The following is an 11,786-nucleotide window of genomic DNA, read 5'->3' on the forward strand; positions in this document are numbered from 1 at the left end:
GGAGGGGCCGGGAAGTCTCGGTTTGTCCCGAGTCTTCTCTAAGTGGATTCTCAGCCCGGATGGGCACTGTGGGTCTGCGTCCGTCGTTGTTGAGTCGTAGACCGCCCGACATGAGAAGAAAGAGCACCGCAGCCAGATGACCAACCACCCGAGGTATACGCCGCCACCGCAACAGGGCCACGGTCCCAGTGGCAATGAGCCCGCGGCACCTGGCTACCCCGGTGCGCCCCAGTCCGACGGCTACCGGCAGCATCCCTACGACTGGCGCTACGCCACTCAGCAGGGGGCGCAGCAGCAGTACCGTGCTCCCTACGATCCGTACCGGACGGGTGCGGGTCAACTGCCGCCGCAACCGCCACGGCTTCCCTCTCCGCCCCGAAAGCGTTCGCGTGCAGCGGCATTGACGGTCGGCGCGGTGGCGGTCGCACTGGTCTCGGCCGGTGTCGGCGGCGGGGTGGCCACGCTGGTCGGTCAGGACCGGCCCGTCGCCAGTTCGTCTCCGGTCACGGCGCCTGCGGCGCCTAGCGTTCCCGCCGCCAGTGTGCCCGTCGGCTCCGTCGAGCAGGTTGCGGCCAAGGTGGTGCCCAGCGTGGTCAAGTTGCAGACGGACCTGGGCCGGGCGTCCGAGGAGGGCTCCGGCATCGTGCTCACCTCCGACGGCCTTATCCTGACCAACAATCACGTGGTCGCGGTGCCCGAGGACGCCCCCGGCGGAGCCCCGCGCACTACCGTCACGTTCGCCGACGGCCGCACGGCGCCGTTCACGGTCGTCGGCACCGATCCCAGCAGTGACATCGCGGTCGTTCGCGCACAAGGGGTCTCCGACCTGACCCCGATCACCCTCGGGTCCTCGGCGAATCTCCGCGTCGGTCAGGACGTCGTGGCGGTCGGTTCGCCGCTGGGTCTGGAGGGCACCGTCACGACGGGCATCATCAGCGCGCTGAACCGCCCTGTTGCCGCGGGCGGCGACGCCGACAACCAGAACACGGTGCTCGACGCCATCCAGACCGACGCAGCGATCAACCCGGGCAACTCCGGTGGCGCCCTCGTCAACATGAACGGCGAACTCGTCGGGATCAATTCGGCCATCGCCACGCTGGGCGGTGCCAGCGGCGCTTCGCAGAGCGGGTCGATCGGCCTCGGCTTCGCCATCCCGATCGATCAGGCCAAGCGCATCTCCGACGAACTGATTCAGAGCGGAAAAGCCAGCCATGCCTCGCTGGGTGTGCAGGTCAGCAACGATGCGTCGGCCAATGGCGCCAAGATCGTCGAGATCACCGACGGCGGCGCGGCCGCAGCCGCCGGGCTGCCCAGCGGTGTGGTGGTCACCAAGCTCGACGACCGGGTGATCGGCAGCGCCGATGCCCTGGTGGCGGCCGTGCGGTCCAGGGCGCCCGGTGACAAGGTCACGCTGACCTACCTGGACGCCTCGGGCAAGCCCGAGACCGTACAGGTGACGCTGGGCAAGGCCCAGCAGTGATTTCGGGTCAAGGACCGGGCGCACCCCGTGTGGCCGCGACGCTGTCCGCGCCCGGATATACGGTTGCACTCATGGAACAGCCACGGGAGTTGGTGGGCCGGGCGTTGGTCGTGGTCGTCGACGACCGAACGGCTCATGGAGAACAGGATCACAGCGGGCCATTGGTCACCGAGCTGCTCGGTGAGACGGGCTTCGTCGTCGACGGGGTGGTGGTGGTCTCCGCCGACGAGGTGGAGATCCGCAATGCGCTCAACACCGCGGTGATCGGGGGCGTCGACCTGGTCGTCTCGGTGGGCGGAACTGGCGTCACGCCGCGTGATGTCACGCCGGAGGCCACCCGCGACCTCCTGGATCGCGAGGTGCTCGGTATTGCCGAGGCACTTCGTGCATCCGGCCTGTCGGCGGGCATAGTCGACGCGGGGGTGTCCCGAGGCCTCGCCGGCATCTCGGGGAGCACCCTGGTGGTCAATCTGGCCGGTTCCCGCGCCGCTGTGCGCGACGGGATGGCCACGCTGAGCCCGCTCGCGGTACAGATCATCGGCCAGCTATCAAGCTTGGAGATCTAACGACTCAGCGTCGTCACATCGGGTACCACCGCTCTGGGGAACCAGGGCGGTGGTACCCGCTTGTCATACTCCCGTCGCGGGCAACCGGATTCCCAAGTAACGGGCCGGTGAACGGTCATCCCCGATGAAATGTGATCTTCATCACACTGTGGTGACATTGTGACCGATCCCGCTGGGCATTCAAAAGACGCAGTTAACAAGCTCTTCGGTGAAACCCTCCCGGACATAGCCCCCGGCGAGCGTGATACCGAATCCCCGGAAGATGTCGCGGAACGCGAGCGATGGCTACGCGAGAACCTGCCCCCTCACCACCAATGAGCTGTGATTTCCCGTAATGCGCCGGATACTGGGTGATGTTGACGGGCCGTCCGATACCGCCCTTCCATGGGCTATGCGACCGTGGGGACCACGCGATCGGGCCGCGTCGGGCTGGCGGCGCGCACCGGACCCGGCCGGGTTGAGGTCGGTATAGCAAACTGGTTGACGCCGCGGATGGGGGCGACAACAGCTACGCGCTTACGTTGCCGCCCGGATGCCTCCCCGTTATGTTCCTCGTGTCAACGATGAGCAAAGCGTAAGAACAACATGTGAGGTTTCTAATTCCGTTCACATGGAGGTCTTGCCGGGTGTGTGGTGTAGCGGTACAGCCAGGCACCCACAACCATCCGGTGATCCCCCGGGACTGCCGGCGACACAGCTAGGGAGAACATGAAGGCAATCAGTCGGGTGCTGATCGCGATGGTTGCGGCCATCGCGGCTCTGTTCACGAGCACTGGCACCTCGCACGCAGGTCTGGACAACGAGCTGAGTCTCGTTGACGGTCAGGACCGCACCCTGACGATTCAGCAGTGGGACACCTTCCTCAACGGTGTGTTTCCCCTTGACCGCAACCGGCTGACCCGTGAGTGGTTCCACTCCGGTCGAGCGAAGTACATCGTGGCCGGCCCGGGCGCCGATGAGTTCGAGGGCACCTTGGAGTTGGGCTATCAGATCGGTTTCCCCTGGTCGCTGGGTGTTGGGATCAACTTCAGCTACACCACCCCGAACATCCTGATCGACGACGGTGACCTCACCGGTCCTCCCTTCGGTCTGAACTCGGTCATCACCCCGAACCTGTTCCCGGGTGTGTCGATCAGCGCTGACCTGGGCAATGGTCCCGGTATCCAGGAAGTTGCGACCTTCTCGGTTGACGTCGCCGGTCCCGCCGGTGGTGTGGCGGTGTCCAACGCGCACGGCACCGTGACCGGTGCTGCCGGTGGTGTGCTGCTGCGTCCGTTCGCCCGGCTGATCTCGTCGACCGGTGACAGCGTCACCACCTACGGCGAGCCCTGGAACATGAACTAGATTTCCCTGGCACCAAACGTCATCAGCCCCCGGATCTCGATCCGGGGGCTGATGACGTTTGGGCGGGTGGTCAATCCCTATCGGCGGAGGTCACCTCGGCGGTGTCTAGGATGGGTCCGGTACCCGGGCCGGTGACATGCTTGCCGCTGGAGCCGTTGGTCGACAGCAGATCGCGGATCTCGGTGAGCAGGGTGAGTTCGGTCTCCTCCACTTCCACCTTCTTGTCCAGTTCCTTGAGCTTCTTGTAAGGCACCACGATCACGAAGTACACGACCGCGGCGATGATCAGGAAGTTGATCGCCGACGTCACCACGGCGTTGAGGTCGATGTAGATCTCGTCGCCCAGCGGAATCCTCAGGAAACCGTAGTCAGAATCGGGAGTCGCGCCGATTCGGCTGATGAGTGGCTGCACGACATTATCGGTGAACGCCGTGACCAAGCCGGTGAATGCGGCGCCGATGACGACCGCAGTGGCCAGATCGATGACATTGCCCCGCGCGATGAACTCTCTGAAACCCTTCAACATGGTGCGAAGACCCTCTCTGCAGTTATGTGTGGCCTGACAGAGAGGAAAGGTTAGTCGGCCCTGCCCCGTGGTGTTCGATCTGCGGTGTTAGCTTTCGTGCGGAGGCTCTCCGGATGGAGCACGAAGGGATTGGCGATGACCGGACGAATGCACCGTCGCGTAACCACCGTCGCGAGGGGTTTGCTCGTCGCGTTGTCCGTGCTGACGACCGTGTCGTTGGGATCTGCCTCCGCCGATCCGGCTGAACCCGTCAGTGGAAGGTGAGTGTGACGGCCTGCACCAGCGTCGCGCCCGCCACGTCGTTGGCCGAGTGGGCGGGCAGCGCCACCAGCACCACCCGATCGCTGCCCGCGCCTGTTCCCGTCGGCGCGCCGGACACCAGGACGACGACGGCGTTGGTGGCCACCACGCGCGGCCGGTGATCGTCGCCCGACTCCGGACCGTCGGCGGCCAGCACGTCGACCACGTCCCCCGGACGGATCAGGTCGATCAGTGCCGTGTCGGCCAGGTGCAGGGGAACGATTCGGCCGTTCGGGCCGACGGTCGCCTCGGCGAGCCGCGAGCCGAGCACCCGGACGTCGGTCAGGGCTTCGCCCCGGCGCGCCGGACCGGCCAGGGTGGCGCCGACGACGGCGGCCAGATCGGACTGTGATCCATCGGGAGCCGTTGTGGCGGTACGGGTTTCGAGTCGGACATCGTCGACGGTGAGCTGAACTCCCGGTGCCAGGTCGCGCGCGGCGACGATGATCTCCACCTGCTCGCCACGCGGATCGGCGCGGAGCGCGGCCGCAGCGGCGAGCAGCACCAGTGCGCCCGCCATCACCCGCCGCGCGGCCACCGTGCGTGCCCAGTCGGGCCTCAGCGCCGAACTCAATCGGGTCAGCGGCGAAGGATCAAGCGACTCGGCCATGGCGCCAACGGTAGGCAGCGCGGGCCGTCAGTGGCGCGGGTGAAATCCGCGCCTGTGGATAACCTCGCTCAGCTTGCGGCGGCCGTGGGCGTTGAGCTGCTCGAGCTCGACGTGCTGGAGGACGACTTATCCGAAGGTTTCTGCGACGACTTCTCGGAGGCACTGCTCGACGATTCCGAGCTCTTGGTCGTCGACCCGTTGGAGGAGGAACTCTTCGAAGACGAGTCACGGCTGTCGGTGCGGTAGAACCCGCTGCCCTTGAACACCACGCCCACCGAACCGAAGAGCTTTCGTAGCCGGCCCGAGCACTCGGGGCATGTGGTCAGCGCATCGTCGCTGAACGCCTGCACCGCATCGAACCGGTTGTCGCACTCGGTGCACGCATAGGAGTAGGTGGGCACGAAAACCTCCGGATGGTCAAGTCTTTAGCACTCTACAAGTTCAAGTGCTAGAACCGCTACGTGGGCCGGGTCATTCCGGATTGCCGCCGAGCGCGACCAGCCCGCGCGAGGGCGTCAACGCGTGCGTCATCGGCACGTCGTGCGGTTCGGAGGGTAACCGGTCGACCAGCTCCTCGTCCCTGACCACGGCCACCAGCCGGGCGCCGAGGGACGCCAGTCCGAGCGTGCGATCGTAGAAGCCGGCCCCGCGGCCCAGCCGCGCGCCCCGGCCGTCGACCGCAAGCGCGGGCACCAGGATGATCGTCGCTGCCGACACCGCCTCGGGCGGCAACCAGGGCGGCGCGGGTTCGCGCAGGCCGAAAGGAGCCGCCACCAGCACGCCCTGGCCGGGGCGATACTCGGCCCACCGGAGGGGGAGCGGCGCGCCGTCGTCGCCGTGCCGGGCGATCGGCAGCAGCACCCGGAACCCTTGGCTACGCAGCGTTTCGATTAGCTGGATCGAGCCCGGTTCACGCCCGACGGGCACATACGCGCAGGCCGTCCCGCCGTCGCCGGGCAGCCCGGCCAGATGCGAGCACAGCGCGTCGGCCTCGGCCGTACGCTCGTCCTCCGTCAGTCCGCGGCGCGTTGTGAGCACCGCGGCGCGCAGTTCGTCCTTCGTCACCTGCGGCCGGGTGCCGGTCGTCGCCGCACGGTGGGCATTATCGGGGCGTTGTCGCTGCTGACCTCAGGGGCTCCGCACACATTGGGGAGGTTAATGTGGGAACGATGACACGACCAGACGTCCCCATTCCCCGGACCGCGATCGTACCGGCCGCCGGATTGGGCACGCGGTTCCTTCCGGCCACCAAGACGGTGCCCAAAGAGTTGCTACCGGTCGTCGACACGCCCGGCATCGAACTCGTCGCGGCGGAGGCGGCCGAGGCGGGCGCCGAACGACTCGTCATCGTCACCTCGGAGGGCAAGGACAGCGTCGTCGCGCACTTCATCGAGGACCTCGTGCTGGAGGGCACGCTGGAGGCCCGCGGGAAGCAGTCGATGCTGGAGAAGGTGCGCCGCGCTCCCGCGCTGATCAAGGTGGAGTCGGTCGTTCAGGCCGAACCGCTCGGCCTCGGTCATGCGGTCGGTTGCGTCGAGGCCAGCCTGTCGGATGACGAGGACGCCGTCGCCGTGCTCCTGCCCGACGACCTGGTGCTGCCGACCGGCGTGCTGGAGACGATGTCAAAGGTCAGGGCCAAGCGCGGCGGCTCGGTGCTGTGCGCATTCGAGGTGCCGGCCGACGAGATCAGCGCGTACGGCGTGTTCGACGTCGAGGTCGTGCCCGACGCGTCGAATCCCGATGTGCTGCGGGTCAAGGGCATGGTGGAGAAGCCCAAGGCGGAGGACGCCCCGTCGCCGTACGCGGCGGCAGGCCGGTATGTGCTCGACCGGGCTATATTCGACGCCCTGCGCCGGGTTCCGCGTGGCGCGGGCGGCGAAATCCAGCTCACCGACGCGATCGCGTTGCTGATCGACGACGGTCATCCCGTGCATGTCGTGGTGCATCGAGGGTCTCGACACGACCTTGGAAATCCCGGCGGCTACCTCAAGGCTGCGGTTGACTTTGCATTGGAACGCGACGACTACGGCCCCGAGCTGCGACGGTGGTTGGTGGAGCGGCTGGGCTTGGCCGACCACTAGAACCACACGAACGACGGCGACCGGTGGTGACCTCGAACTCGGGCCCTAGACAGGAGAAAGGCGTGCTGTGCGTTCGGTGGAGGAGCAGCAGGCTCGGATAGCTGCCGCCGCAGTGGCTCCCCGGCCGGTGCGGGTGGCCATAGCCGAAGCGCAAGGATTGATGTGCGCCGAGGAAGTCGTCACCGAGCGTCCGATGCCCGGTTTCGACCAGGCGGCGATCGACGGCTACGCCGTCCGCAGTGTCGACGTTCTCGGTGCGGCGTCGTCAGGCGCCGACGACGGCACCGAGGAGCAGGGCAACGGCCAGGTCAGCCTGCCGGTCATGGGTTCCATCCTGGCGGGTACGCGGACACCGAGCCGGCTGCAGCCGCGCCAGGCAGCCCGGGTGCAGACCGGTGCACCGATGCCGACACTTGCCGACGCCGTGCTGCCGCTACGGTGGACCGACGGCGGCGAGAACCGGGTGCGGGTGCTGCGCGGGGTGCGTTCGGGCGCCTACGTCCGGCGCACCGGCGACGACGTCCAGCCCGGTGACGTGGCGGTGCGGGCGGGAACGATCATCGGTGCGGCGCAGGTCGGACTGCTGGCCGCGGTGGGCAGGGAACGCGTCCTGGTGCATCCGCGGCCGCGGTTGTCGGTGATATCGGTTGGCGGCGAGCTCGTCGACGTCTCCCGGACACCGGGTAACGGGCAGGTCTACGACGTCAACTCCTATGCGCTGGCGGCCGCAGGTCGCGATGCCGGCGCCGAGGTCAACCGGGTCGGCATCGTCGATTCCGATCCCAAGAAGTTGCGTGAAGTGGTCGAAGGGCAGCTCAACCGGGCCGAGGCTGTGGTGATCGCCGGCGCGGTCGGCGGGACGGCGGCCGACAGCGTCCGGTCGGTCCTCGGTGAACTGGGCGATATGGAGGTCACCCGCATCGCGATGCACCCCGGCTCGGTGCAGGGGTTCGGACAGCTGGGCCGCGATGGAGTGCCGGTGTTCCTGTTGCCGGCCAACCCGGTCAGCGCGCTCGTGGTGTTCGAAGTGATGGTGCGCCCGCTGATCCGGATGTCGCTGGGAAAGCGCCAGCCGATGCGTCGCGTCGTGCCTGCACGCACTTTGTCGCCGATCAGCTCCGTGGCGGGTCGCAAGGGTTTTCTCCGCGGGCAGCTGATGCGCGATCAGGACAGCAGCGAGTATCTGGTGCAGGCGCTCGGCGGTGCACCCGGCGCTTCCTCACATCTGCTGGCCACCCTCGCGGAGGCGAACTGCCTTGTGGTCGTCCCCACTGGTGTCGAGGAGATCCGCACCGGCGAGATCGTCGACGTCGCCTTCCTGGCCCAGCGCGGCTGACCGTCCGGACGGGCCCGATCGACGTGAACCTGTGGCGTTCCACTTCCGCGCACCCGGGCTGGCCGCAGGCGGTCGGGCCGTTGCGGGTGGCCGCCGGCGTAGTGGCGCTGCGTCCGGTGCGGTTGCGCGACGCTGCGCAGTGGAGCCGCATCCGGCTGGCCGAGCGAGCTCACCTGGAGCCGTGGGAGCCGGCCACCGGCGTCGACTGGGAGGTGCGGCACGCGGTGTCGTCCTGGCCTGCGGTGTGTTCGGGCCTGCGCTCGGAGGCGCGCAAGGGGCGCATGCTGCCGTACGTGATCGAGCTCGACGATCGGTTTGTGGGTCAGTTGACGATCGGCAACATCACGCACGGCGCGCTGCGCTCGGCCTGGATCGGCTACTGGGTGGCCCGGGGCTTCACCGGCGGCGGCGTGGCGACCGCGGCCCTGGCCCTCGGTGTCGACCACGCCTTCGGGCCGGTCATGCTCCACCGGGTGGAGGCCACGGTGCGCCCGGAAAATGTCGCGAGCAGGGCCGTTTTGCGCAAGGTGGGCTTCCGCGAGGAGGGTCTGCTGCAGCGGTATCTGGACGTCGCCGGCGGTTGGCGTGACCACCTGCTCGTCGCCCTCACCGTCGAGGAGCTCAACGGCTCCGCCGCTTCCGCGCTGGTGCGCGGCGGTCGCGCCCAGTGGACCTGACGAGCCCTGGGCGGTAGGCGATTTCCTGCCAGTCGGCGATCAATTCCTGCCACCGGAATTAATCCCCTGACCTGCTGGTTTAGACAGTCAGACCGGCACGAAGCACCACCGCTTCACCGCCGCTACGACATCACCGGGAGTGATCACCATGAAGAAGTTCGCCCTCTCCGCCCTGACCGCAGGCGCCCTGGCCGCAGGCCTGTTCGGCTTCGCCGCCCCCGCTCAGGCCGACATCGACCACCACGGCTGGATCCAGGACATCCAACCCACCGTCACCGTCCCCCACGTCGACAACACCGTGCGCCACAGCGGCCGCTAAAACCCCACACGCCGATGGGCACCCAGGGAGGGTGCCCATCGGCGTGTCTGGCCAAGGGCTCGGCCCCGTTTGCGTCGACATCTGCACAGTGGTCGTCAATACCGTCAGCGGGCGACCTTCGCGCCGATCTGGGCGAGAGGTGTCGGCCGTGAGCGACCCTCATGCGGATTTCGGGAGATAGCCTCGCCGAGCGAACGCCTCGCGCACCCGATGGACGATGTATGCGCGACTGTGTTCGGCGACCACCCGCAGGTCGATCCAGCCTTCACTTTCGATCATCTCGGCCCGGCCAATGTCGCGAATGTATTGCTTCCGGTCCGACATATGTTGTGCCCCTTCATAATCGAGCCAGACCATCGGTTCGTCGACGCCGATCCTCTCCTCCCGCACGACGACGCCCGCTCTGGGACGGGTGTGCGCCGTGATGATCTCGACTGGTATGGACGGGTCGACCCACTGCGCGCCGTGCAGTGCGGCGGCCGACCGGCCCGCGATGACACCTTTGCGGCCGGTCCACAGCCAGGCCGCATAGGCGTTGACGGGCACCGTGCGCTCGAGTCCCTTCGGGACGTACACATTGGGGTGGGCCGCAACGTGGTTCCAGCGCAGCTGCCCACGCGTCAGTTTGCCCTCGGCGATGGCTTCGGTGCCGACGAATGCCTTCCACATGCCGGGATGGTCGCGGCGCCGACCGACAGAACACCGTCGGCCGTGCCCAGTTGTGCGCAGGGGCTGTGGATAACTGGGCCGACGACCGCAGCGCGGATCTCGGGGAGAAGGCGAAATGGCCTATCAGGGACTATCAGGCCTATCAGGCCTGCAGCCGCGTGCGCAGACCTGACGCCCGCACGGCACGCCGCTCGATCGCCGCCCGCAGCGATGCCTCGGGGCCGACGACCCGCACCCGCCGCTTGGCCCTGGTCACTGCCGTGTAGAACAGCTCCCGCGTCAGCAGCCGTGAATCCTCCGGCGGCAGCAGGACGGTGACTTCGTCGGACTGGCTGCCCTGACTCTTATGGATGGTCATCGCGTGCATCGTGTCGACGTCGGCGAGCCGGCCGGTGGCGAACTCCGACGTCCGGCCTGCTCCGGCGATGACAGCGCGCAACGCCCCGTCGTCGAGCATCGTGACGCCGGTGTCGCCGTTGTAGAGACCAAGACCGTGGTCGTTCCTCGTGACCAGGATCGGCCTGCCGGGATACCACGCCGACCAGATCGGCTCGCCGGTCGCCTCCGTGAGCCAGCGCTCAACCTGCCGGTTCCAGTGGGCGACACCGAACGGGCCGCGCCGGTGCGCGCACAGCAACCGGTGCGCCTCCATCGCACCAAGCGCAGCCGCCGCGTCACCCAGGACAGCCGCCCGGCGGAGTTCGAGCGCATGCGTGACGAGGAGGCTGCGCAGCGATTCGCCCGGACCATCGTCGGGGATCCACTCGACGTGCTCGCCGCCGGAGGCCAGCAGTTCGACGGTCCGGTCGGCGTCGCCGATGCGGATGGCATTGGCCACCTCGGCGATCGACCGGCCGAATCGGTGGGACGTCCGCAGCGACGCGATCTGCGTGTCATCGCGGGATCCGAGTCCGTCGACGAGGTCGGCGAGCACCGCGCCCGCCTCGACGGAGGCCAGCTGGTCGGCGTCGCCGACCAGCAGTAGCCGGCTATCCGGGCGGACGGCCTCCAGCACCCGGGCCATCATCGTCAGTGACACCATCGACGTCTCGTCGACGACGACCACGTGGTGGGGCAGCCGGTTCCCACGGTGGTGGCGAAAGCGCGAGAGGGTCTCGCGGCCGCTGCCGAGCAAGCGGTGCAGCGTGGTCGCGCGAAGACCGGCCAGGCGCCGCCGGTGACGGTCGTCCAGGGCGTCGACTTCGCGCTGCACCGCCTCCTGCAGGCGGGCCGCCGCCTTACCGGTCGGGGCGGCCAGGGCGATGCGCGGCACCTGACCGCCGGTCAGCTCGGCCTGCTCGGCGAACAGTGCCAGCAGCCGCGCGACCGTCGTCGTCTTGCCGGTGCCCGGCCCCCCGGTGAGCACCGTCAGCCGCTGCGTCAGCGCGATCTGTGCGGCCCGGCGTTGTTCATCGAAGCCGGCGGGGAAGAGCTCGCCGACGTCGGGCAGCGGTCCCTGCGGCCGCGCGCCCAGCATCGCCAGCACGTCGTCGGCGACCTGTTGTTCCTCGCGCCAGTAGCGGTCCAGGTACAGCAGGTCACCCTCGAGTCGCAGCACCGGCGGCGACCCGGCCAGCGGACTCTTCCGCAGTGCGGCCACCCAGTCGTCCGGGGTGGGCCAGGGCAGGGTGTCCGCGGCGACCTGCCGCTCGATCGCCCGCAGGTCCACGCACACCGACCCGGCCCGAAGCGCCCGCACCGCCAGTGCGACGGCCAGTCCGACGCGTTCGTCGGTCTCGCCGGTCATCGTCGTCAGTCTTTGCGCCACATGGACATCCGCCGAGTCGAGCACCTCGGCGTCGTTGAACGTACGCAGCAGGCCGCAGGCGCCGAGCGCGCGACGCCAGCCGATCGGATCGACCGGCTCCCCGCCGGCCG

The 11,786-nt window shown here is 68.2% G+C and carries 13 protein-coding genes; 7 read left to right on the forward strand and 6 right to left on the reverse strand.

Annotated elements, in window-relative coordinates:
- Nucleotides 1–136 precede the first annotated feature (136 nt).
- The 3 genes from ADBZ6K_RS08840 to mspA all read left to right on the forward strand — a co-directional run bounded on the left by ADBZ6K_RS08840 (nt 137) and on the right by mspA (nt 3,390).
- On the forward strand, nt 137–1,480 hold the full coding sequence (locus ADBZ6K_RS08840; protein WP_526345582.1) for a S1C family serine protease: 1,344 nt from the start codon (nt 137–139) through the stop codon (nt 1,478–1,480).
- A gap of 71 nt (nt 1,481–1,551) precedes the next feature.
- Entirely contained in the window at nt 1,552–2,046 is a 495-nt protein-coding gene (locus ADBZ6K_RS08845) for a MogA/MoaB family molybdenum cofactor biosynthesis protein (protein WP_526345584.1), read from the forward strand.
- 708 nt (nt 2,047–2,754) lie between these two features.
- Nucleotides 2,755–3,390, forward strand: coding sequence for a porin MspA (gene mspA / locus ADBZ6K_RS08850; RefSeq protein ID WP_526345586.1), 636 nt, complete (start codon nt 2,755–2,757; stop codon nt 3,388–3,390).
- A 70-nt stretch (nt 3,391–3,460) separates the two neighbouring features.
- Here the strand turns inward: mspA and mscL are convergent, their stop codons facing one another.
- From mscL to ADBZ6K_RS08870, 4 genes are all read right to left on the reverse strand, one after another.
- On the reverse strand, nt 3,461–3,916 hold the full coding sequence (gene mscL, locus ADBZ6K_RS08855) for a large-conductance mechanosensitive channel protein MscL (RefSeq protein WP_526345588.1): 456 nt from the start codon (nt 3,914–3,916) through the stop codon (nt 3,461–3,463).
- Nucleotides 3,917–4,166: 250 nt separating this feature from the next.
- On the reverse strand, nt 4,167–4,826 hold the full coding sequence (locus tag ADBZ6K_RS08860; RefSeq protein ID WP_526345590.1) for an SAF domain-containing protein: 660 nt from the start codon (nt 4,824–4,826) through the stop codon (nt 4,167–4,169).
- A gap of 68 nt (nt 4,827–4,894) precedes the next feature.
- Complete coding sequence (locus ADBZ6K_RS08865) at nt 4,895–5,227, reverse strand: FmdB family zinc ribbon protein (RefSeq protein ID WP_526345592.1); 333 nt, start codon at nt 5,225–5,227, stop codon at nt 4,895–4,897.
- Nucleotides 5,228–5,297: 70 nt separating this feature from the next.
- The gene (locus ADBZ6K_RS08870) at nt 5,298–5,891 is read right to left on the reverse strand and encodes a 5-formyltetrahydrofolate cyclo-ligase (protein ID WP_526345594.1); all 594 of its coding nucleotides are present in this window, start codon (nt 5,889–5,891) and stop codon (nt 5,298–5,300) included.
- 104 nt (nt 5,892–5,995) lie between these two features.
- On the opposite strand from ADBZ6K_RS08870, the gene ADBZ6K_RS08875 reads away from it, so the two are divergent.
- From ADBZ6K_RS08875 to ADBZ6K_RS08890, 4 genes are all read left to right on the forward strand, one after another.
- Nucleotides 5,996–6,907 (forward strand): UTP--glucose-1-phosphate uridylyltransferase, encoded by a 912-nt coding sequence (locus tag ADBZ6K_RS08875; RefSeq protein ID WP_526345596.1) that lies wholly within the window; start codon nt 5,996–5,998, stop codon nt 6,905–6,907.
- A 67-nt stretch (nt 6,908–6,974) separates the two neighbouring features.
- Nucleotides 6,975–8,243 (forward strand): molybdotransferase-like divisome protein Glp, encoded by a 1,269-nt coding sequence (gene glp, locus ADBZ6K_RS08880; RefSeq protein WP_526345598.1) that lies wholly within the window; start codon nt 6,975–6,977, stop codon nt 8,241–8,243.
- 23 nt (nt 8,244–8,266) lie between these two features.
- Nucleotides 8,267–8,920, forward strand: coding sequence for a GNAT family N-acetyltransferase (locus tag ADBZ6K_RS08885; RefSeq protein ID WP_526345600.1), 654 nt, complete (start codon nt 8,267–8,269; stop codon nt 8,918–8,920).
- A gap of 148 nt (nt 8,921–9,068) precedes the next feature.
- Nucleotides 9,069–9,239: a hypothetical protein gene (locus ADBZ6K_RS08890; protein ID WP_526345602.1), complete on the forward strand. Its 171-nt coding sequence runs from the start codon at nt 9,069–9,071 to the stop codon at nt 9,237–9,239.
- Nucleotides 9,240–9,398: 159 nt separating this feature from the next.
- Here the strand turns inward: ADBZ6K_RS08890 and ADBZ6K_RS08895 are convergent, their stop codons facing one another.
- Together ADBZ6K_RS08895 and recD are read right to left on the reverse strand one after the other, a co-directional pair.
- Complete coding sequence (locus ADBZ6K_RS08895; RefSeq protein ID WP_526345604.1) at nt 9,399–9,908, reverse strand: hypothetical protein; 510 nt, start codon at nt 9,906–9,908, stop codon at nt 9,399–9,401.
- 142 nt (nt 9,909–10,050) lie between these two features.
- Nucleotides 10,051–11,727: an exodeoxyribonuclease V subunit alpha gene (gene recD, locus ADBZ6K_RS08900; RefSeq protein ID WP_526345865.1), complete on the reverse strand. Its 1,677-nt coding sequence runs from the start codon at nt 11,725–11,727 to the stop codon at nt 10,051–10,053.
- Between the last annotated feature and the right edge of the window lie 59 nt (nt 11,728–11,786).

Source organism: Mycobacterium sp. (assembly GCF_044223235.1).
In the GTDB taxonomy this organism is placed as follows: domain Bacteria; phylum Actinomycetota; class Actinomycetes; order Mycobacteriales; family Mycobacteriaceae; genus Mycobacterium.